Below are 19,715 nucleotides of genomic sequence, written 5' to 3'. Positions count from 1 at the left end.
GCCCGGTGTCGCGGGGCGGTTACGAGCGCTCGCCGGGGCGGCTCAGCGCCGCGGCTGTGTCCTTGATCGTCTCGATGGTGCGCTCCGGCGCCCGCAGCCGCCTGACCTTGCGGTAGCCGAGGAAGCCGAGCAGGCCGGCGACCAGCAGCATGGCGAACCAGACGATGCCGAACGCGGCCGACCGGTACAGGCCGAGGTCGGCCAGCAGCTCGGCGATCGCGAAGAACAGGAAGAACAGGCTGAACATCACGATGGTGAGCGCGCCGATGAAGAACACGCTGCCCCGCAGCGCCTTCTTGACCTCGGCTCCGACCTCGAGCTTGGCCAGCTCGATCTCGGCCCGCAGCAGGACCGAGACCTGGGTCATCACGTCCTTGATCAGGCCGCCCACCGACTGCTCGCCAGCCACGTCGCTGGGCGTCTCGTCGGTCAACGGGATCGACGGCACCGGGGGCAGCCCAGCGCCGTGGCCGTTCGGGTTCTGTCCTGGGCCTGTCACGGTGGTCATCGTGCCATGCACCCTCAGAGGTTCGCTGTGCGGTGCACCCGACTCCGCCGAAGAACCAGGGCCGCGCCCAGCAGCGACGCGGCCGCCGAAGCCAACAGCACCGCTGCCTTGGCCTGGTCGGCGGCCTCGCCGGTCAGCGCCAGCTCGGCCATCAGCAGGCTGACCGTGAAGCCGACGCCGCCCAGCATCGCCACCGCCGCCATGTCCCGCCAGCCCAGGCCACGGGGCTTGGCCGCCAGCCCGGTCGTCACGGCCAGCGCCGACGCGCCCAGGACACCGACCAGCTTGCCCACCAGCAGACCGACCACCACGGCGATCGGTATCGCGTCCGTGACGATCGCGTGGAACGCGTCCGCCCCGATCGGCACACCGGCCGCGAACAGGGCGAACACCGGCACCGCGAGGCCCGCCGACCACGGCTGCAACCGGTGCTCCAGCCGGACCGCCGGGGACTCCGCCTCGCCGGGATCGGCCTTCACCCGGGTGAGCAGGCCGAGGGCGACGCCGGCGATCGTGGCGTGCACGCCGGCCTCGTGCACGGCGAACCAGGTCGCCACCGCGATCGGCACGTACAGCCAGGGGCTGCGGACCCGGCGGTGCTGGAGGAACCAGTAGCCGGCCAGCAGAGCGATCGCGGCGCCCAGGGCCAGCAGGTTGAAGGTCGTGCTGAACGCGACCGCGATGACGACGATCGCGCCGAGGTCGTCGACCACGGCCAGGCTGAGCAGGAAGATCCGCGCCGTCGCCGGCAGCCCCGACCCGGTGATCGCCAGCACCGCCAACGCGAACGCGATGTCCGTGGCGACCGGGATCGCCCACGCCTTGTCGTCACCGCTGATGGCCAGCGCGAGCAGGGCCGGCACGATCATGCCGCCCAGGGCCGCGGCCACCGGCAGCACCGCCGCCCTGCGGTCGGCCAGCTCGCCGACCACCAGTTCGCGCTTGAGCTCCAGGCCGGCGACGTAGAAGAACAGCGCCAGCAGGCCGTCCTTGGCCCAGGCGTCCATGGTCAGCGGGCCGAGCTGGAACTCGCGCAGCGCGTGATAGCTGTCGGCGAGCGGGGAGTTGGCCCACAGCAGGGCGATGGCGGTCGCGACCAGCAGGATCAGGCCGCCGACGGTCTCGGTGCGCAGGTAACGGGTCACGGGCGGCTCCAGCGGTCGACGATCAACGTGCCGACCAGACTTCCCGGCTCACCCTGACATTATGTTAACTGATCGCCAGCGAAACGGCCCGCGCGAAGGCGTTCGCGCGGGCCGTTTCGGAGCGGTCGTCAGTCCTCGGCCTTGCCGGACTTGAGGCCGCTGGAGATCAGGTCCATCACCGACGAGTCGGCCAGCGTGGTGACGTCGCCGATCTGGCGGTTCTCGGCCACGTCCCGCAGCAGCCGGCGCATGATCTTGCCGGAGCGGGTCTTGGGCAGCTCCTGCACGACCAGGATCTGCCGCGGCTTGGCGATCGCGCCGATCTCCTTGGACACGTGCTCGCGCAGCTCGGCGATCAGCGCCTTGGCGTCCTCGTCAGCCTTGACGCCACGCAGGATCACGAACGCCACCACGGCCTGGGTCGTCGTCGGGTCGGTCGCGCCGACCACCGCCGCCTCGGCCACCCGCGGGTGCGAGACCAGCGCCGACTCCACCTCGGTGGTGGAGATGTTGTGGCCCGACACCAGCATCACGTCGTCGACCCGGCCCAGCAGCCAGATCGCGCCGTCCTCGTCGTACTTCGCGCCGTCACCGGCGAAGTAGTAGCCCTGGTCGGCGAAACGCGCCCAGTAGGTCTCGCGGAAGCGCTCCTCGTCGCCCCACACGCCGCGCAGCATCGACGGCCACGGCTTGTCCAGCACCAGGTAGCCGCCGCCACCGTGGCCGACCTCCTTGCCGGTGTCGTCGACGACCTTCGCGCCGATGCCCGGCAGCGGGCCCATCGCCGAACCGGGCTTGGCCACCGTGACGCCGGGCAGCGGGGCGACCATGATCGCGCCGGTCTCGGTCTGCCACCAGGTGTCCACCACCGGCGTCTTGCCCGCGCCGATGTGCTCGCGGTACCAGATCCAGGCCTCGGGGTTGATCGGCTCGCCGACGCTGCCCAGCACCCGCAGCGAGGACAGGTCGTAGCGGGCCGGGATCTCCTCGCCCCACTTCATGAAGGTGCGGATCAGCGTCGGGGCGGTGTAGTAGATGGAGACCTTGTACTGCTGGATGACCTCCCAGTGCCGGCCCTCGTGCGGGGTGTTCGGCGTGCCCTCGTAGACGATCTGGGTGGCGCGGTTGGACAGCGGGCCGTAGACGATGTAGCTGTGCCCGGTGACCCAGCCGATGTCGGCCGTGCACCAGTAGACGTCGGTGTCCGGCTTGAGGTCGAAGACGTTGTAGTGGGTGTAGGAGGCCTGGGTGAGGTAGCCGCCCGAGGTGTGCAGGATGCCCTTCGGCCGGCCCGTCGTGCCCGAGGTGTACAGGATGAACAGCGGGTGCTCGGCGTCGAACGCCTCCGGCGTGTGGTCCTCGGACTGGCCGTCCACCACGTCGTGCCACCACAGGTCGCGGCCGTCGGACCACTCGACCTCGCCGCCCGTGCGGCGCACCACCAGCACGTTGTTCACCGTCGGCGTCTTGGCCACGGCCTCGTCCACGGCCGCCTTGAGCGAGACCGGGTTGCCACGGCGGTACTGGCCGTCGGTGGTGATCACCAGCTTGGCCTGGGCGTCGTCGATGCGGGAGCGCAACGCCTCCGCCGAGAAGCCGCCGAAGACCACGCTGTGCACCAGACCGAGGCGGGCGCAGGCCAGCATGGAGAAGATGGCCTCGGGCACCATCGGCATGTAGATGGCCACCCGGTCGCCGGTGGTCAGACCGAGCGACAGCAGGGCGTTGGCCGTCTTGGAGACCTCGCGCTTGAGGTCGGCGTAGGTGATGGTGCGGGTGTCGCCGGGCTCGCCGACCCAGTGGATCGCGACCTGCTCGCCGTGGCCGGACTCGACGTGCCGGTCCACGCAGTTGTAGGCGACGTTGAGCTTGCCCCCGACGAACCACTTCGCGAACGGCGCGCCCGACCAGTCCAGCACCTGGTCCCACTTGGTCGCCCAGGTCAGGCGCTCGGCCTGCTTGGCCCAGAAGGCCTCGCGGTCGGCGTCCGCCTCCTGCTGCAGCGCCGCGGTCGCGTTGGCCTGAGCGGCGAACTCCTCGCTGGGCGGGAACGACCGGCTCTCGGAGAGCAGGTTGTCCAACGCGGACGACTCTGTCATGGTGCGTGGCCTCCTGGATATCGCCTGCGGTATTGCTGCTGAACCTAGTGCTACGAGGTCTGCCGTACCAGTGCCGTAAGGTCTAGACCATATCGACCGGTAGGGTCGCCGCTCGTGACCGACCCGCTGGCGCCGCTGCTGGATCTGCCCGGTGTCGCCGAGGCCGTCGAGGCCGCTCGCGACGCCGTCGCCGAGGTGCACCGGCACCCGGCCAACCGCCGCGGCTGGCCCACCACCGCCGCCGAAGCCTCCGTCCGCGCCGCCCGCGCCTCCGCCGCCCTCGACGGCGGCGCCGTGGAGATTCCCCCGTCCGGCACCGTCACCGATCCCGTGCTCGCCGGGTCGTTGAGGGTCGCCGAGGCCATCGGTCCGCTGCTTGGCACCTGGCAGAAGGCTCCCCTCCAGGCCCTGGCCCGCCTGCACGTCCTCGCCGCCGCCGACCTCGTCGGTGCCGACGACCTGGGCCGCCCTTCGGTCGGCGGCTCCCGTCTGGAGCTGCTCGCCTCCCTCGTCGCCGGCGGCAGCAAGGCCCCCGCCCCCGTGCTCGTCGCCGTTGTCCACGGCGAGCTCCTGTCCCTGGCCCCCTTCGGTTCCGTCAGCGGCGTCATCGCCCGCGCCGCCGCCCGGTTGACCATGATCGGTACCGGCCTGGACACCAAGGGGCTGGCCGTGCCCGAGGTGGCCTGCCTGCGCCGGGCTTCGGAGTACCGCTCGGCAGTGGAGGGCTTCTCATCCGGCACCCCTGAGGGCGTCGGTGCTTGGCTGAAGTTCAGCTGCTCAACGCTGGAGGCCGGGGCCCGCGAAGCCGCGAGCATCGCGGATGCCGTCGGGCAGGGTTGATTCATCCGCGAGACCGCGAGCATCCACTCGGCAAAGGCTGATTCGCCTGTGCGGCTGGGGGGTGTCCCTATGTCGTTGTCAAGCCGCGGCTGCGGCGGGGACGGGTTCGGGATTCCGGTAGTAGGAGCGGTTGCGCAGCATCGCGTAGACCACGTCGCAACGGCGCCGGGCCAGGCAGATCAGGGCGGCGTTATGTTTCTTGCCCTCAGCCCGTTTCCGGTCGTAGTAGGCCCTGCTGGTGGGGTCGGACAGCGCGGCGAACGCAGCCAGGAAGAACGCGCGTTTGAGTTTGCGGTTGCCGGTCCGGGCGGGGTGCTCGCCCTTGATCGAGGAGCCGGAGCTGCGAGTGACCGGTGCGATGCCGGCGTAGGCGGCCAGGTGGCCGGAGGACTTGAACGCCGAGGCGTCGCCGATCTCCAGCAGGATCCGGGCGGCGGTCCTGACCCCGATGCCGGGCATCGAGATCAGGACCCCGGCAAGAGGGTGCGTGTCGAGTATCTCCTCGACTTCGGCAGCGACCTGTTTGCGTTGCTGGAGAATGGTTTTCAGGCTGTCAGCCAAGCGGGGCAGCACGGTGTCGGCTGCGGCGGTGCCCGGGACGGTGACCGTCTGCTCGTCCAGCGCGGTCAGGATCGCGGTGACCAGTTTGTCGCCCATGCGGGGTGCGTGCGCGGTGGCGATAGCGGTGATTTTGCGTCGTCCGGCGGCGCGGATTCCGGTGGGGCCGCCGCAGCGGGACAGGATCTCCAGCACGGCCGGGTGGCTGATCCTGGGGCCGATTGCGCGTTCGAGTGCGGGGTGGATGCCGGTGAGCAGGCCGCGGATGCGGTTGCCGATGCGGGTGGCTTCGCCGGCCAGGTCGTCGTCGAAGCCGACCAGCACCTCCAGTTCGGCCAGGGCGTCGTCGCCGACGTCGACTGGGCGCAGGGTGTGCGGCAGCGAGCGGGCGGCGTCGGCGATGATGAACGCATCTCGGGCGTCGGTCTTGGCCTTGCCGGGGTAGAGGTCGGCGATGCGGCGCATGGCCAGGCCGGGCAGGTAGGCGACCTGGTGGCCGGCGGCGCGGGCGACCGCGACCGGCAGCGCGCCGATCGTGGCTGGTTGGTCGACCACGACCAGCAGCGGGCCGTGGGTGGCGAGTTTGTCGAACAGCGCCCGGAGTTTGGGTTCGCTGTTGGGCAGGGGGGCGTCGTGCAGCCGCTTGCCGGCAGGGTCCAGGCCGACGGCGTGGTGGGCGTCCTTGCCGACGTCCAGGCCGAGGAACACCCCGAAATCGCTGGTCATCCGTCATGCCGTCCGTTCGTTGTGTGTGGTCGCCGGTCGAGCATCGATGGCCGGCACCCACGTTACGACGAGACCTGCCCGGTGGGCGGCCGTGTCCCTATCAGCGGTCCTTCGATGCCACCAGGTCCGGTGACACCACCCCCCGGATCATGGGTTCGACTGGGGGCGTTAGTCATGCCGGGCCTGGCGACCACGACTCCTTGATCAGGAGCTACGAAAAAGGTAACGGGGTCGCGGATGCCGTCGGGCAAGACCGGTTCCGCCACTGTGGACAACTCTGCGACTGTCCACAGCAACTCCCAGACCAAGATCGCCTCTACTGCCCGCAGCTAAGATGGACCTGGGGCAGCCCCCCGGGTTGGGTGGGGGTGTATCCCGCTGCGCCCTCCGCGCTTCGGCAGTCAGCTGGCGGTCGCGCCTAGCGCCGCCAGCGCGTTTCGGACGTGCCCGCCGGTGGCGGTGAGGGCCTCGGCCGCCTGCCTGGAGTCGATGCCCGCCAGCAGCCGCACCAAGGCGACCTTCAGATCACCGTCGGCCTCCAGCAGCGCGGCGGTGCACTCGGCCTCGTCGAGACCGGTGGCCTCGCGCAGGATCCGCAGCGTTCGCCCGCGCAGCTTGGCGTTGGTGGCCCGCATGCTGACCATGAGGTTGGAGTACGTCCGCCCCAGCTTGATCATCACGGCCGTGGAGAAGGCGTTGAGCACGAGCTTCTGGGCGGTGCCGGCCTTCATCCGGGTGGAGCCGGCGATCACCTCGGGCCCGGTGTTGACGGCGATGAGCACGTCGACCGGCACGCTCGGGGCGGCGGCGGGGTTGGCCGACAGCAGCACGGTCCGGGCGCCGATCTCGTTGCCGGCGGCGAGTGCGCCCATCACGTACGGGGTACGCCCCGAGGCGGTGAGTCCGAACACGACGTCGCCGGGCTGCACGGTGGCCCGGATCTCGGCGGCCCCGGCCTCCGAGTCGTCCTCGGCGTTCTCGACCGCCTTGCGCAGCGCGGTGGCGCCGCCGGCGTGGTGGGTGACGAACCAGTCGGGAGGAGTGTTGAACGTCGGCACGAGCTCGGCAGCGTCCAGGGTGGCCAGCCGGCCGGAGGTGCCGGCACCGGCGTAGTGGATGCGACCGCCGGCCCGCAGCGTGGCGACGGCGAGGTCGACGGCCCGCGCCACCTCCGGCAGCACCGTGCCCACGGCCGCGGGGACCAGCCGGTCCTCGTTGTTGATCATCCGCAGCACGTCCACCGTCGGCAGTCTGTCAATACCCTCGGTTCTGGGATTGCGCTGCTCGGTGGGGGAATCGACGCGCACTATCGACTCGCGTGGCTGCGGCAACGTCATTTACCTGTCTCCCGTGCCTTCCGGCGGCCGTCGGGACGCGGACCGAGTCGGTGTCCACCCACGGCCTCGTAGGTCGACTCCAACGCGTTACGCGCGCTGTCCAGATGTTTCTGCGCTACGCCGATGAACAAGCAGTCGATGACGGTCAGTTGGGCGATCCGGCTGGCCATCGCGCCGGACCGGAACGTGGTCTCCCGCGCCGCGGTGGTCAGCACGTGGTCGGCGACCTCGGAGATCGGCGAACGGGGGAAGTTGGTCAGCGCGACGGTCGTCGCGCCACGCTCCCGCGCCACCCGCAGCGCCTCCACGGTGTCCGCGGTCGCGCCGGTGTGCGAGATGCCGAAGGCGACATCGCCCTCGGTGAGCACCGCGGCCGAGGTCAGCATGATGTGGGTGTCGCTCCACGCGAAGCTGACCCGCGCTATGCGGTGCAGCTTCTGCTGCAGGTCAGCGGCGACGAAAGCGCTCGCGCCGACCCCGTAGACGTCGACCCGCCCGGCGCTCGCGACGGCGTCCACCACAGCGTTCAAGGTCGCGATGTCGAGCTGCTCGGCGGTCTCCTCCACGGCCCGCGCGTCGGCGAACGCGACCTTGCCGACCACCTGCGACAGGTCGTCGGTGGGCGCGATGTCGCTGCCCAGGTCGCGGTCGATCCGGGCGGCGGTGCGCGCGGTGTCGGCGGCAAGCGCGATCCGCAGCTCCGGGTAGCCCCCGACGCCGATCGCCTTGCAGAACCGGGTCACCGTGGTCTCGCTGGTGCCGGCCGCCTCCGCGACCTCGGTGATGCTGCGGTGGGCGACGACCTGCGGGTTGTCCAGGACGACCTTGGCCACCCGCTGCTCCGCGCGGGCCAGGCCGGGCAGCAGCGAACGGATCCGGACCAGCGGGCTCGCCTCGCTGATCTCACTGACTGACTTGGCGGATGCCACGTGGGAAACTTACTAACAGTAACTGTTTCGGTCAACATGATGGCCCCTGACCTGCGGCTACGTCAGCCGGAAGCCGACCGGCGTGAACGTGGTGCGGCCACAGCTCAGCGCGATGTCGGCCACGTTCACCCCCCGTCCTTCGTACGAGGGGTCAGTTGTGTAACGCCATCGCAGCAGCAAACCGTTCGACGAACCGGCGACCTGGGCCCGAACCTGCTGCCACGCGCGGACGGACTGCCCCGACAACGCCGTCTGCGGCACACTCTGGCCACGCACCGTGAGCGGCACCGCGGTCCAGGTCGTGCCGCCGTCGGTGCTGGACTCCAGCGTCAGCAGGTCCGACGGCTCGGTGTTGACGAACGCCTCGAACGACACCCGCACCGAACCGTGCAGCGTTCCCGTGGTCAGGGTGCTGGTCGAACCGCCGCCCTGCCCGGAGAACCACGACACGCCACCGCCGGGCGCCTGCACGCTCATGGCCTGCGCCAACGCCTCCGCCGCGGCGCGGCGCGCCCCGTTGGTCGACGGCGTGTTCCGGGTCGGGTGCACCCGGTTGGTCAACAGGATCGCGAACGACCGCGAGCCCGGGTCGATCACCAGCGACGTCCCGGTGAACCCGGTGTGCCCCAACGTGTTCGGGCCGGACAGCCCGCCCATGTACCAGATCTGGTCCAGCTCGAAGCCCAGCCCGTGCGAGTCGTCCGGGAACTTCTGGTTGAAGTTCTGCTCCATCAGCTGCACGCCGTGCTCGCTGAGGATCCGATGTCCCCGGTAGACGCCGCCGTTGAGGATCGCCTGGGACAGCACGGCCAGGTTGTCGACGGTGGAGAAGACGCCGGCGTGCCCGGCCACACCGCCCATCGCCCAGGCGTTCTCGTCGTGCACGGAGCCGTGCACCATGCCCCGTGGCGGCGCGGTCTCGTACTCGGTCGCGGCGATCCGGCCCAGCTTCGACGCGGGCGGGTTGTAACCGGTGTCGACCATGTGCAACGGCTCGGTGACGTCCTCGCGCACCAGCTGGTCCAGCGGCTTGCCGGTGACCTGCTGCAACACCAGTTGCATGGTCAGCATGTTCAGGTCGGAGTACACGTACTGGGTGCCGGGGGCCGCCTGCGGCGTCGTGTCCAGGATGGCCTTCACCCGCGACGGGATGTCCGGATATCCGGCCCACAGCGAGGGAATCGGGTCGGGTATCAGACCGGAGGTGTGCGTGAGCAGCTGCTCGATGGTGATCGAGCCCTTGCCGTTGCTGGCGAACTCCGGCAGGTAGTGGGCCACCGGAGTGTCCAGTTCGATCCGGCCGGCCTCCAGCTGCTGCACGGCCACGATCGAGGTGAACAGCTTGGACAGCGACGCCAGGTCGTAGATGGTGTCGGTGCGGGCCGGCACCTGCTGGTCCGGCGGCAGCTGGGTGGTCAGGTCCTGGTACTTGACGGCCTCGCCGGTGGCGGTCCGGTCGACGACAACCCCGTTGTGCGCCAACAACACCGTCGCTCCGGGGTAGATCGACGGGACCCAGCCGGCGAGCTGTGTGTTGAACGCGTCGATCGGCCCCGGATTCAGCCCGGCCTCGGCCGGCGACCCGGCCCGCAGCACCGTGTTGGCCGGCGCGAACCCCTGGTAGGGCCGGTCGAAGCGGGCCGTGTTCGGCCCGGCGTCCGCGCTGGTGGTCACCGCGAACGCCAGCACGAGCACGGCGGGTAGGGCGAGGGCACGAATCCGCATGTCCACCTCATCTGTACAGCAGATACCGGATGCGATCACGGCGGAAGGCGGCCAGCTCGGCCGCCCACGCGCCCACGATGTCGTCGACGCCCGCGCCCGCGTCCACCATGCTGCGCAGACGTGCCGAACCGCTGAGGTTGTCTACCCAGTTGTCCGGCCGCCAACCGAACACCTTCGGGTACAAGTTCCGGGCCGTCACGATCATCGCGACGGCGGTCCGGATGGCGTCGATCCGCGGCCGGTCGGTCAGGTGCACCTGCACGCCGCCGCACGTCTGGTTGACGAACTTGCTGAACGTCGGCACGAAGTAGGCCTCGCGGAACTCCACCCCGGGCAGGCCCATCGTGTTCAGCTGCTCGGCCCAGTGCCAGTCGATGCCGGGCGCGCCGATCGTCTCGAACGGCCGGCAGGTGCCGCGGCCCTCGGCCAGCAGCGTGCCCTCGAACAGGCAGGTGCCGGGGTAGAGCAGGGCCGTGTCAGGGGTCGGCATGTTCGGGCTGGGCGGCACCCACTGCCCACTGAACAGATCGTCCCGGCGCCAGCCGGCGCACCTGACGATCTCCAGGCTGGCCAGCTGGGTGGTCAGGAACTCGGCGTCGAACAGCCGGGCCAGCTCGCCGACGGTCATGCCGGGCTGCTGCACGATCGGCTTCAACCCGACCAGCGTGGCGTACTTCGGGTCCAACTGCGGCCCGAACGCCTGGCCGCCGATCGGGTTCGGCCGGTCCAGCACCATGAACGAAGCCCCGGTGGCGGCGGCCGCCTCCATCGCGATGAACATCGTCCACGTGTACGTGTAGAACCGTGCGCCCACGTTGGCGATGTCGAACACCACGGTGTCCACGCCGGCCTTGCGGTACATCGCCGCCAGCGCGTCCGCGGTGACGTTGTACGCGTCATACACCGGAATCCCGGTGCGCGGATCCGTGTAGTCCCCCTCGGACCCACCGGCCTGGGCGGTGCCCCGGAAGCCGTGTTCGGGGCCGAACACGGCAGCGGGGCGGACATCGTGCGACACCATGTCGTCGACCAGGTGCGTCAGATTGGCCAGCACACCGGTCGGGTTGGTCAGCACGCCGACCTTGCGTCCCCGCAGCGTGCGATATCCCTGGGATGCCAACACATCTGCGCCGTTCATCAGCCGCCGCTGCGGCTCGGCCTGCACCGGCGCGGCCGGCACTGCCGCGGTCAGCGCCGACGCGGCGAGGAAGCCTCTGCGCGACAGGCTCACCAGGTCATTCCCGTGCCGAACGAGTACGAGTTCGGGATGTCGACCGGCAGCTTGCCGCGTGGACCGATCGTGCCGGCGATCACCCGGGCCAGCGACCGCATGGACACCGCCGTGTACGAGTAGGTGTCGATCCAGGTGTGGGCCTCGGGAATCGCGCCCGGGTCGTACGGATTGCCGACGCCGACGGCGATCACCGGCTTGCCGCTGGCGATGAAGTTGCGGACCTGTTGCTGCTGCGTGGGATCCGTCGCGGCGCCGTTGGTCGTCACCACGATCGCGTCGTAGTCGGTGGCGGTCTTACTGGCCGGAATGCCTTGCGCCGTAAGGGCATCGGCCAGGGTCTGGGTCGTTGTCACGCCCCACCCGGTGACCAGCACGGACTTCGCCTTCAGCGGCAGCGTGCCGTCATTGCTCAGGACGGTGACCGACTTGTCGGTGATGGCCTGCGCGGTGGCCAGACTCTGTGCTGTGCCGACCTTCTTGGCCACGGCGCTGACGTCGGTGAACGGGTTGGACAGCACACCCCGCCGCAGCTTCACGGCCAGGATCCGCGCCACGCTCTCGTCGATGCGACGCTCGGAGAGCTGCCCGGTCTGCACGGCGTTGATCACCGCGTTCACGGCGGTGCCGACGTTCTGCGGCATCAGCAGCATATCCGCGCCGGCTTGCAGTGCCTTCACCGGGATCTCGGCGTCGGTGTACTTCTGCCGCACGCCGGCCATCTGCAGCGAGTCGGTGATCACCACGCCGCGGTAGCCCAGCTCGTCGCGCAGCATGGCGGTGAGCACGGTCGGCGACAGCGTGGACGGGTCGCCGGACGGGTCGATCTTCGGGAACACGATGTGGGCACTCATGATCACGTCCGTGCCGGCCTTGATGGCGGCCCGGAACGGCGGCGCGTCGATCTTCTCCCAGGTGGCCTTGTCGTGGTCAATGACCGGCAGGCCGGTGTGGCTGTCGGTGGCGGCGTCGCCGTGGCCGGGGAAGTGTTTGGCCGTCGTGACGACGCTCTGCTGATAACCCTTGACCTGCGCGGACACCATGTTCGAGACCAGGGTCGGATCCGAGCCGAAGGACCGCACGCCGATCACCGGGTTGGCCGGGTTCACGTTCACGTCGGCGTCCGGGGCGTTGTCCATGTTCACGCCCATCGCCCGAAGTTCCCGGCCGGTGATGGCGGCCGCCTGCCGGGCGTCGGCGGTGCTGCGGGTCGCGCCCAGCGCCATGCTGCCGGGGAAGGTGGTGGCGGGCGCGCCGATCCGCGTCACCAGGCCTTCCTCCTGGTCGGTGGAGATCAGCAGCGGGATGTGCGCGCCGGAGCCGATCGCCGCCTGCTGCAGCCCGTTGGACAGGCCGGCGATCTGCGTCGGGTTCTGCACGTTGTCCGACCAGGCGAAGTAGATGACGCCGCCGAGGTGGTACTTCTGCACCAGCTGGGCGGGCGTGTCGACGCCGAACTCGGTCTGGTTGCGGGCGTCAACCGTGTCGGCGGTCGGGCCGTAACCGTAGGTCATGAACAGCTGGCCGACTTTCTCCGCCAGGGTCATGCCGCGTATCAGGGCGCTGACCTGGTCGGGTTGGGCGTCGGCGGCGCCGGGAACGGTGGTGGCCATCGCGGCCAACCCTGCCAGTAGGGCGACGAGTGTCCTGCGCACGGCGTCCTCCCGTGACCGGAAATCTTCTCACCGACTATGCAGATCAACCGGCAAGTTACTGACGTCACGGTGTGGCGGTCAACGGCGCTAACTGGATCGGACCAGTGCCCGCACAAGACAGCGACTCCCCGGCCTCGATGAGGCCGGGGAGTCGCTAGTCTCAGCGCGAACTGATCGGGTTACCAAGCGTGCAACTAGTGTCGTATAGGTGGGGTGCTCGGCGTCCGGCGTCCCGGTACGCAGCCCCCAGACGACATGCCTCCCGCGGCGTGCTGTGCGTGGGTGCCCGACGTTCGCGCACGGAGATCTTCCGGGGTGGACGGGGCTTCTCCTCCGCTCCGTCCCTGGCCGACTCGATGTCCGCATCTCCTTTGTAGTGCGTGACGGCCGCCACAGCAAGGGCACGGTCGGGTGCACCGGTCAAGTGGCGCAGTGTGACCGCACGGGCCGCCCGCACAGATCATGACCTGCGCCGATGCCCTTTTCGAGTGGTGTTCAGCCGCGGCGCCGGCGGCGGATGCCGTACCAGGCGACGCCGGCCGCGGCGACCGCGCCGAGGCCCACCGCGGTGACCGCGACGGCGGTGCCGGACGGGGTGGGGATGCGGGCCCGCAGCGACACCGGATCGGAGAAGGTCAGCACCGGCCAGCCCTGCTGCGCGGCGACCTTGCGCAGCGCCCGGTCCGGGTTCACGGCGGTGGGATGGCCGACCACGGCCAGCATCGGCTCGTCGGTCGCGGAGTCGGAGTAGGCGTGGCAGTCGGCCAGGTCGTAGCCGTTGGCCGCGGCCAGCTGCTTGATCGCCACCGCCTTGTTCTCGGCGTAGCAGTAGAAGTCGACCTCGCCGGTGTAGCGGCCGTCGGCCACCACCATGCGGGTGGCCAGGCTCTGCGTCGCGCCGAGCATGTCGGCGATCGGCGCGACGATCTCCTGCCCGGACGCTGAGACCACCACCACGTCGTGACCTGCGGCACGGTGATCGGCGATCAACTGGGTGGCTTCCTTGTAGACCAACGGGTCCACGATGTCGTGCAGTGTCTCCTCGACGATGGACCGCACCTGGCCCACGTCCCAGCCCGCGCACAGGGCCGTGATGTGCTGGCGCATCCGCTCGATCTGGTCGGCGTCGGCGCCCGACTGCATGAACACGAACTGCGCGTATGCGCTCTTGAGCACTGCTCGCCGGTTGATCAGACCTTCCTGGAAGAAGGGCCGGCTGAAGGCCAGCAGGCTCGACTTCGCGATGACGGTCTTGTCCAGGTCGAAGAAGGCCGCCACACGAGCGCCGGAGCTGGGATCCACGGCGCCAGCATAGGTGTCGTCACGAAAATATGGCGTGTCTGTTGCGGGAACGGGGAGCGCGAGAGGCCTTCGGGGGGATACAGTGGTGAGGTCCGGCCACAGATCCGGACGTGTTCAGTCCAACCCCCCGGGACTGAACCTCAGGCGACCCCCGTCCCTCCCCCCTGACGGGGGTCGTCCTCTATCTCGGGGTCGGCGCCCAGGTATCGCCCGACTCAAGTATGGCCGCCGGGTCTGACAATTCCGGACCCGAAGATCGTCATCGGCCGGGTTGTCCACAGCCGCCGAGTTGTCCACATGTTGATCTCCGACCGGGTCCGGCCGCGCGCCGGCCCGGCGAGTCTGGTCCCGCGGCGCACCTCCGCGCCGTGGGACGAGGACGGGAGAGAACGTGGACCGAGCGCGGCCGCTGGCCCTGGTCGACAACGACGACCTGCTCGACGACCTGCTCAAAGTCGCCGCGGCGGCCGGCTGCGACGTGGAACGCGCGGCGGACCTGGCCGCGGTGCGGGCCGGCTGGGCCCACGCGCCGATGGTGGTGCTCGACGAGCACGCCGCGCGGCGCTGCGGCGAGGCCGGGCTGCCGCGCCGGCCGGGCGTGGTGCTGCTCGCCGCCGGGTCGCCGCCGCCGGTGTTGTTCGAGCACGGCGTCGCCGTCGGCGCGGAACGCGTGCTGGGCCTGCCGGACTCGGAGTCATGGCTGGCCGGCGCGATCGCCGACGCGGTCGAGGGGCCGGCCAAGGACACCGGCCGCGTGATGGCCGTGATCGGCGGCCGTGGCGGCGCCGGCGCATCCGTTTTCACCGCGGCCGCCGGTTATGCCGCGCTCCGACGCGGTCGCCGAGTGCTGCTCGTCGACTGCGATCCGATGGCCGGCGGGCTCGACCTGGTGCTCGGGGCCGAACGGATGGACGGCTTGCGGTGGCCGGAACTCAAGCTCAGCGCCGGTCGGGTCGCCGCCTCCTCACTGCACTCCGCGCTGCCCGGCAACGAGCGCGGCCAGTCCCGGCTGACCATCCTGTCCTGCGACCGGGCCAACGCCGAGCTCGATCCGCAGGCCGTGGCCACCGTGGTCAGCTCGGCCAAGCGTGGCGGCGAACTGGTCATCTGCGACCTGCCCCGACATCCGACCGAGCCGTCCCAGGCGGTGTTGGACCGGGCCGACCTGATCGTCGTCGTGGTGCCGGCCGAGCTGCGGGCGTGCGCCGCCGCGCGCCGGCTGGTCGAGCGGTTCATCGACGACGGCCGCGAGGCGCAGCTCGTGGTGCGGGGTCCGGCGCCCGGCGGGCTGCGGGCCGCCGAGGTGGCCAGCACGGTCGGCCTGAACCTGCTGACCAGCATGCTCGCCGAGCCCGGCCTGGCGTTGGCGCTGGAAGCCGGCCGGCCACCGGCTCGACCCCGCGGTCCGCTGGCCGAGGCCGCGGATCTCGCGCTCGAGGTCCTCTGCGGGGCGTCCGATGCGGCGTGACCTGGTCGATCGGGTCCGGGAGCGGCTGGCCGTGCTCGGCAGCGACGTCACCGACGCCGTCGTCGCCGACGCGTTCCGGGCCGAAACCGGCGGGGTGGCCAGTGATCTGGATACCCTGGGCGCCGTTCGCGAACTGCGCCAGGAGTTCTCCGGCACCGGCCCACTGGCCCCGCTGCTGCGCGACCCAGAGGTGACCGACGTCCTGGTCACCGGCCCGGATCGGGTGTGGATCGACGGCCCCGACGGTCTTCGCCGCGCCACCGTCTCCTTCCGTGACGACGATTCCGTCCGCCGTCTCGCCCAACGCCTGGCCCTCGCCGCCGGCCGCCGCCTCGACGACGCTCAGCCCTTCGTCGACGCCTGGCTGCCCGACGGCATGCGCATGCACGCCATGCTCCCGCCCGTCGCCGCCGACGGCACCTGTCTGTCGCTGCGGGTGATCCGCCCCGCCGGTCACGACCTCGCCAAGCTGCGGGGCCTCGGCGCCTTCGACGAAGCCACCGAAGACCTGCTCATCCGCATCGTCCGAGCCCGCCTCGCCTTCCTCGTCATCGGTGCGACGGGCTCAGGCAAAACGACTCTGCTGGCTGCCCTCCTGGCTCAGGTCCCCGCCGCTGAGCGCATCGTCTGCATCGAGGACGCGGGCGAACTCCATCCCGATCACCCCCAGGTCGTCCGCCTGGTGTCTCGACCGCCCAACGTCGAGGGCGCCGGCGAGGTCACCACCCAGGAACTCGTCCGGCAGGCCCTCCGCATGCGCCCCGACCGCATCGTCGTCGGCGAGGTCCGTGGCGCCGAGGTCTGCGAGCTCCTGGCCGCCCTCAACACCGGCCACGATGGTGGCGCCGGCACCGTGCACGCCAATTCGCCCTCCGAGGTCCCCGCCCGCATGGAGGCCCTCGCCGCCCTCGGCGGCGTCTCCCGGCCCGCCCTGCACAGCCAACTCGCCGCCGCCATCCGTGTTGTCCTCCACCTCAAACGCTGCCCCGACGGCCCTCGCCGCCTCGTCGAGATCGGACTGCTCACCCGCACACCCGACGACGTCGTCATCCGCTCCGCCTGGCTCGACGGCCACCCCGCCGCTGCCTGGCCCGACCTCACCGCCCTGCTGGCGGAACGAGGCTTCCCGTGCTGACCCTCACCGCCCCCAAAGCCCTCGCCAACGACGCATTGCCCTCACTCCCGCCAACCCCTTCGCGATCGGAGCCTTCCGTGTTGCCCTTCTCTGCTTGGCGGCCGGCGTCGCAACCTCCGCCACCGGGCCCCTCGCCCGTTGGCGAGATGCCTCCCGCCCGGCCGATCCGTTGGCGGACAGCGGTTTTCGATGCTGCTCATCCCGTGGCGTGGCGCGTCGGTCTCGACGGCCTGACGGCGGTTCCGTTCGTCGGCTCGCTCCTTCTGTTGCTGGGAAAGGGATTTTCGTGTTGAGCGTGTCCGCGGCCCTGGCGGCTGTGGCGGTGCTGATGTGGCCGGTGCGGCATGCCCAGCATCGGCTGCGGGCATTGGTGCCGGTCGAACGGCAGCCCAAGCGGCATCGGCGATGGCCGCGGCCCACGAGTGCGGTGCTCGCGGTCGTGGGTGCCTGTGTGGGGTGGTCGGTGCTGGGGCCGGGTGGTGCGGTGGCGAACGCGGTGCTGTGCATGACGTGTTGGCGGCGCTGGCGGTCGCGGCACAGCCATCGGCGGCGCACCCAGGCCGCGGAGGGCATGGTGGGCGCGCTCGGTGCGCTGGTGGCGGAGCTTCGCGTCGGCGCGCATCCGGCGACTGCGGCCGAGCGTGCCGCGGTCGACGCGGAACCGTTGGCGGCCAGGGCGATGAGCACGGTGGCCAACACCGCCCGCCTCGGTGGCGACGTCGACCGGGCGCTGGTGCGCAGTGCCTCGGCCGAGCCCTCGCTGGCCGGTGTTCTCGGCCAGGTCGGCCGAGCCTGGCGGCTTGCCGGCCGCCACGGTGTTCCGCTCGCGGAGGTGCTGGACTCGGTACGACGGGACCTCGATCAGCGACTTCAGTTCAATCGGCAGGTCCACGCCCGGATGGCCGGTCCACGAGCCAGTGCGGCAGTGCTCGCCGTGCTGCCGGAACTCGGCGTTCTGCTGGGCGAAGCCATCGATGCCCGGCCGCTGCACGTGCTTGCCGACACGGCTGTCGGCCAGATCCTGCTCGCCGCCGGGGCCCTCCTGATCTGCGGCGGCGTGCTGTGGAGCGCCAAGCTGACCGACCACGCGGTGATGCCATGACCGGCCTTCGCATCGCTGGCGTCGTTCTCGCGATCGTCGCCGTGGTGGCCGGTCACTTCGTTCGCGCCCGGGACGTGTTGCATCCAGTATTCGAGGATCCCGTATGCGCGGCCGCGGTCATCCGAGCACGGCTTGGTCGGCGGTGGCGCCGATGACCGGATACGCCGTGTCCACCTTCCTTCTTTCCCTTGCGCTGCTGGTGCTGCCCGGACCGATCAGTGCTCGCGTTCGCCTGGTCATGGTGTTCGGACCGCCGGAAGCCGCCAGTCGACACGGCCCGCGGCTGCCGGCCGAATGGCTGCCGGCGTTGGCCGGGATCTCCAGTGCGGTGCTGGTGGGCGTGCTGTTCGGCTGGTTGCCGGCGCTGGTGATGTCCGCGGTGGTGTTCGTCTGGTGCCGTCGGGCGACCCACCGAGGTCCACCGCCGCCGGATCCGCTGCGGCTGGCGGCGACGTGGGACCTGCTCGCCGCCTGCCTGCGGGCGGGGCTGCCGGTGCCCACCGCGATCAGGGCGGTGGCGTCGGATGCGCCGCCGGGCTGCGCGGACGTGCTGCGGCGCACGGCCGAACTGCTGGCACTGGGCTCGGACCCGGTGCGGGCCTGGGCCCCGGCGCTGGCCGAGCCGGCAACGGAGGCGTTGGCGCGAGGCGCCCGCCGCAGCGCCCGGTCCGGCACGGCGCTCGCCGAGGTCGCGGACGGCCTGGCTCAGCGCATCAGGGCAGCGGCCGCCGACACGGCCGAGGCCCGCGCGCAGCGGTCGGCGGTGCTGATCGCCGGTCCGCTCGGACTGTGTTTCCTACCGGCCTTTCTCTGCCTGGGCGTGGTGCCCGTGGTGGTCGGACTGGCCGGACGACTGCTCATCACTTGGTGACCCAAGGACAAGGAGAAGAAATGCGCGCACTGATGTGCCGGATCTGGGTGCGGCTGTGTGCCGACGACGGGATGACCACCGCCGAGTACGCAATCGGCACCCTCGCCGCCGCGGCCCTCGCGGCGGTGCTCTACACCGTGGTCACCGGCCAGTCGGTGACCACGGCGATCACGGGCCTGATCGAACGTGCTCTCTCGGTTCGGTTCTGACCGCGGTTCCGTCACCGTCGAGATGGCCATCGCGCTCAGCGGCGTGGTTGTCATGCTCGCCCTGAGCCTGTCCGCGATCGGCGCCGTCATCGCCGCCATGCAGGCGACCGACGCCGCCGCGGCGGCCGCCCGTCTCGCCGCCCGTGGGGACCGAGACCGTGCCGACGCCGCCGCGACCCAACTCGGCCCCGCCGGCGCGGACGTGTCGATCAAGGTCGACGGCGACGAGGTGAGCGTGACCGTCACCGCGCAGCCCATGCCCATGCTCCTCGGGCTGCGGCCGTCCGCCACCGCGTGCGCAGTGCTGGAACCGGGAGCCGTGACCGAATGAGCGGAACACCGGAGCCGAGCGGTGCGACGCTGCCATCGGATGACCGGGTGTTCGGGGTTGAGCCGGGTGATTCCCTGCGGCCAGCGGAGGACGGGGGTTCGCTGCTCGGGGATGAGCGGGGCTCGGCGACCGTGGTGATGGCCGGCCTGGCGGCGGTGCTGATGCTGCTGATCGTGCTGGGGCTGCAGGTCGGCGGGGCGGTGGTGACGAGGCATCGAGTCGCGTCGGCGGCCGACCTGGCGGCGTTGGCGGCGGCGGGGCAGGCGGTGGCGGGAGTGGACCGGGCCTGCGAGCGGGCGCGGTGGGTCGTCGAGCGGATGTCGGCCACGTTGACCGCTTGTCGCATCGTCGAGTGGGAGGCCTACGTCGAGGTGACCGCTCGACCACCGGGATGGGCGGCGTTGTCCGGCGCGGCCAATGCACATGCCCGTGCAGGTCCGGCTGAAGTGCCAGGTCGCCGATGACCGGTGATGACACGACGAGCGGTCGCTCAGCAGCGGTGAGTGGTGTCACACCCGGTTGGCCGCGTGTCGTCACTCTTCGG

The 19,715-nt window shown here is 70.8% G+C and carries 18 protein-coding genes; 8 read left to right on the top strand and 10 right to left on the bottom strand.

The window, feature by feature from the left end:
* Positions 1 to 19: 19 nt before the first annotated feature.
* From JJ691_RS37405 to acs, 3 genes are all read right to left on the bottom strand, one after another.
* Entirely contained in the window at positions 20 to 508 is a 489-nt protein-coding gene (locus JJ691_RS37405; RefSeq protein ID WP_211764235.1) for a phage holin family protein, read from the bottom strand.
* 14 nt (positions 509 to 522) lie between these two features.
* Positions 523 to 1,653: a Na+/H+ antiporter NhaA gene (nhaA, locus tag JJ691_RS37400; protein ID WP_249227269.1), complete on the bottom strand. Its 1,131-nt coding sequence runs from the start codon at positions 1,651 to 1,653 to the stop codon at positions 523 to 525.
* A gap of 128 nt (positions 1,654 to 1,781) precedes the next feature.
* Positions 1,782 to 3,752, bottom strand: a complete 1,971-nt coding sequence (gene acs / locus JJ691_RS37395; protein ID WP_211764234.1) for an acetate--CoA ligase — start codon at positions 3,750 to 3,752, stop codon at positions 1,782 to 1,784.
* A gap of 114 nt (positions 3,753 to 3,866) precedes the next feature.
* Between acs and JJ691_RS37390 the strand changes: the two genes are divergently transcribed.
* Positions 3,867 to 4,592, top strand: coding sequence for an oxidoreductase (locus JJ691_RS37390; RefSeq protein ID WP_211764233.1), 726 nt, complete (start codon positions 3,867 to 3,869; stop codon positions 4,590 to 4,592).
* 78 nt (positions 4,593 to 4,670) lie between these two features.
* Here JJ691_RS37390 and JJ691_RS37385 read toward each other — a convergent pair whose 3' ends face one another.
* The 7 genes from JJ691_RS37385 to JJ691_RS37355 all read right to left on the bottom strand — a co-directional run bounded on the left by JJ691_RS37385 (position 4,671) and on the right by JJ691_RS37355 (position 14,055).
* Positions 4,671 to 5,876 (bottom strand): IS110 family transposase, encoded by a 1,206-nt coding sequence (locus JJ691_RS37385; RefSeq protein ID WP_211764232.1) that lies wholly within the window; start codon positions 5,874 to 5,876, stop codon positions 4,671 to 4,673.
* A 401-nt stretch (positions 5,877 to 6,277) separates the two neighbouring features.
* The gene (gene murQ, locus JJ691_RS37380) at positions 6,278 to 7,213 is read right to left on the bottom strand and encodes an N-acetylmuramic acid 6-phosphate etherase (protein ID WP_211764231.1); all 936 of its coding nucleotides are present in this window, start codon (positions 7,211 to 7,213) and stop codon (positions 6,278 to 6,280) included.
* Entirely contained in the window at positions 7,210 to 8,142 is a 933-nt protein-coding gene (locus JJ691_RS37375) for a MurR/RpiR family transcriptional regulator (RefSeq protein WP_249227268.1), read from the bottom strand. The genes murQ and JJ691_RS37375 overlap by 4 nt, the downstream gene beginning before the upstream one ends.
* A 57-nt stretch (positions 8,143 to 8,199) precedes the next feature.
* A complete protein-coding gene (locus tag JJ691_RS37370) occupies positions 8,200 to 9,867 on the bottom strand; it encodes a serine hydrolase domain-containing protein (protein ID WP_211764230.1) in 1,668 nt (555 codons plus the stop codon).
* Positions 9,868 to 9,874: 7 nt separating this feature from the next.
* Entirely contained in the window at positions 9,875 to 11,098 is a 1,224-nt protein-coding gene (locus tag JJ691_RS37365) for an exo-beta-N-acetylmuramidase NamZ family protein (protein ID WP_211764229.1), read from the bottom strand.
* Positions 11,095 to 12,711, bottom strand: a complete 1,617-nt coding sequence (locus JJ691_RS37360) for a glycoside hydrolase family 3 protein (RefSeq protein ID WP_211771952.1) — start codon at positions 12,709 to 12,711, stop codon at positions 11,095 to 11,097. Before JJ691_RS37360 ends, JJ691_RS37365 begins: the two co-directional genes overlap by 4 nt.
* Before the next feature lie 537 nt (positions 12,712 to 13,248).
* On the bottom strand, positions 13,249 to 14,055 hold the full coding sequence (locus JJ691_RS37355) for an HAD family hydrolase (RefSeq protein WP_249227266.1): 807 nt from the start codon (positions 14,053 to 14,055) through the stop codon (positions 13,249 to 13,251).
* A 391-nt stretch (positions 14,056 to 14,446) separates the two neighbouring features.
* On the opposite strand from JJ691_RS37355, the gene ssd reads away from it, so the two are divergent.
* The 7 genes from ssd to JJ691_RS37320 all read left to right on the top strand — a co-directional run bounded on the left by ssd (position 14,447) and on the right by JJ691_RS37320 (position 19,635).
* Positions 14,447 to 15,523, top strand: a complete 1,077-nt coding sequence (gene ssd / locus JJ691_RS37350) for a septum site-determining protein Ssd (protein WP_249227265.1) — start codon at positions 14,447 to 14,449, stop codon at positions 15,521 to 15,523.
* Positions 15,513 to 16,658 carry a TadA family conjugal transfer-associated ATPase gene (locus JJ691_RS37345; RefSeq protein ID WP_211764228.1) on the top strand — a complete coding sequence of 382 codons (1,146 nt, stop codon included), beginning with the start codon at positions 15,513 to 15,515 and terminating at the stop codon, positions 16,656 to 16,658. Before ssd ends, JJ691_RS37345 begins: the two co-directional genes overlap by 11 nt.
* Before the next feature lie 295 nt (positions 16,659 to 16,953).
* On the top strand, positions 16,954 to 17,760 hold the full coding sequence (locus JJ691_RS37340) for a type II secretion system F family protein (protein WP_211764227.1): 807 nt from the start codon (positions 16,954 to 16,956) through the stop codon (positions 17,758 to 17,760).
* Positions 17,761 to 17,911: 151 nt separating this feature from the next.
* Entirely contained in the window at positions 17,912 to 18,631 is a 720-nt protein-coding gene (locus tag JJ691_RS37335; protein WP_211764226.1) for a type II secretion system F family protein, read from the top strand.
* Positions 18,632 to 18,651: 20 nt separating this feature from the next.
* Positions 18,652 to 18,840 carry a DUF4244 domain-containing protein gene (locus JJ691_RS37330; RefSeq protein WP_249227264.1) on the top strand — a complete coding sequence of 63 codons (189 nt, stop codon included), beginning with the start codon at positions 18,652 to 18,654 and terminating at the stop codon, positions 18,838 to 18,840.
* Entirely contained in the window at positions 18,818 to 19,171 is a 354-nt protein-coding gene (locus JJ691_RS37325) for a TadE family type IV pilus minor pilin (protein WP_211764225.1), read from the top strand. The genes JJ691_RS37330 and JJ691_RS37325 overlap by 23 nt, the downstream gene beginning before the upstream one ends.
* Complete coding sequence (locus JJ691_RS37320) at positions 19,168 to 19,635, top strand: Rv3654c family TadE-like protein (protein WP_211764224.1); 468 nt, start codon at positions 19,168 to 19,170, stop codon at positions 19,633 to 19,635. The genes JJ691_RS37325 and JJ691_RS37320 overlap by 4 nt, the downstream gene beginning before the upstream one ends.
* The last annotated feature ends 80 nt before the right edge of the window (positions 19,636 to 19,715 follow it).

Source organism: Kutzneria sp. CA-103260, from assembly GCF_018263855.1.
In the GTDB taxonomy this organism is placed as follows: domain Bacteria; phylum Actinomycetota; class Actinomycetes; order Mycobacteriales; family Pseudonocardiaceae; genus Kutzneria.
Note: the sequence above shows the minus strand (reverse complement) of the source record. Positions and strands in the feature narration are given on the sequence as shown.

Excerpts from the sequence above, each read along its gene's own strand:
- JJ691_RS37320 (WP_211764224.1), top strand. The coding sequence starts at position 19,168 with ATGAGCGGAACACCGGAGCCGAGCGGTGCGACGCTGCCATCGGATGAC.
- JJ691_RS37385 (WP_211764232.1), bottom strand. The coding sequence starts at position 5,876 with ATGACCAGCGATTTCGGGGTGTTCCTCGGCCTGGACGTCGGCAAGGAC.
- JJ691_RS37360 (WP_211771952.1), bottom strand. The coding sequence starts at position 12,711 with ATGGCCACCACCGTTCCCGGCGCCGCCGACGCCCAACCCGACCAGGTC.
- JJ691_RS37335 (WP_211764226.1), top strand. The coding sequence starts at position 17,912 with ATGACCGGATACGCCGTGTCCACCTTCCTTCTTTCCCTTGCGCTGCTG.
- acs (WP_211764234.1), bottom strand. The coding sequence starts at position 3,752 with ATGACAGAGTCGTCCGCGTTGGACAACCTGCTCTCCGAGAGCCGGTCG.
- JJ691_RS37330 (WP_249227264.1), top strand. The coding sequence starts at position 18,652 with ATGCGCGCACTGATGTGCCGGATCTGGGTGCGGCTGTGTGCCGACGAC.
- murQ (WP_211764231.1), bottom strand. The coding sequence starts at position 7,213 with ATGACGTTGCCGCAGCCACGCGAGTCGATAGTGCGCGTCGATTCCCCC.
- JJ691_RS37345 (WP_211764228.1), top strand. The coding sequence starts at position 15,513 with ATGCGGCGTGACCTGGTCGATCGGGTCCGGGAGCGGCTGGCCGTGCTC.
- JJ691_RS37370 (WP_211764230.1), bottom strand. The coding sequence starts at position 9,867 with ATGCGGATTCGTGCCCTCGCCCTACCCGCCGTGCTCGTGCTGGCGTTC.
- JJ691_RS37405 (WP_211764235.1), bottom strand. The coding sequence starts at position 508 with ATGACCACCGTGACAGGCCCAGGACAGAACCCGAACGGCCACGGCGCT.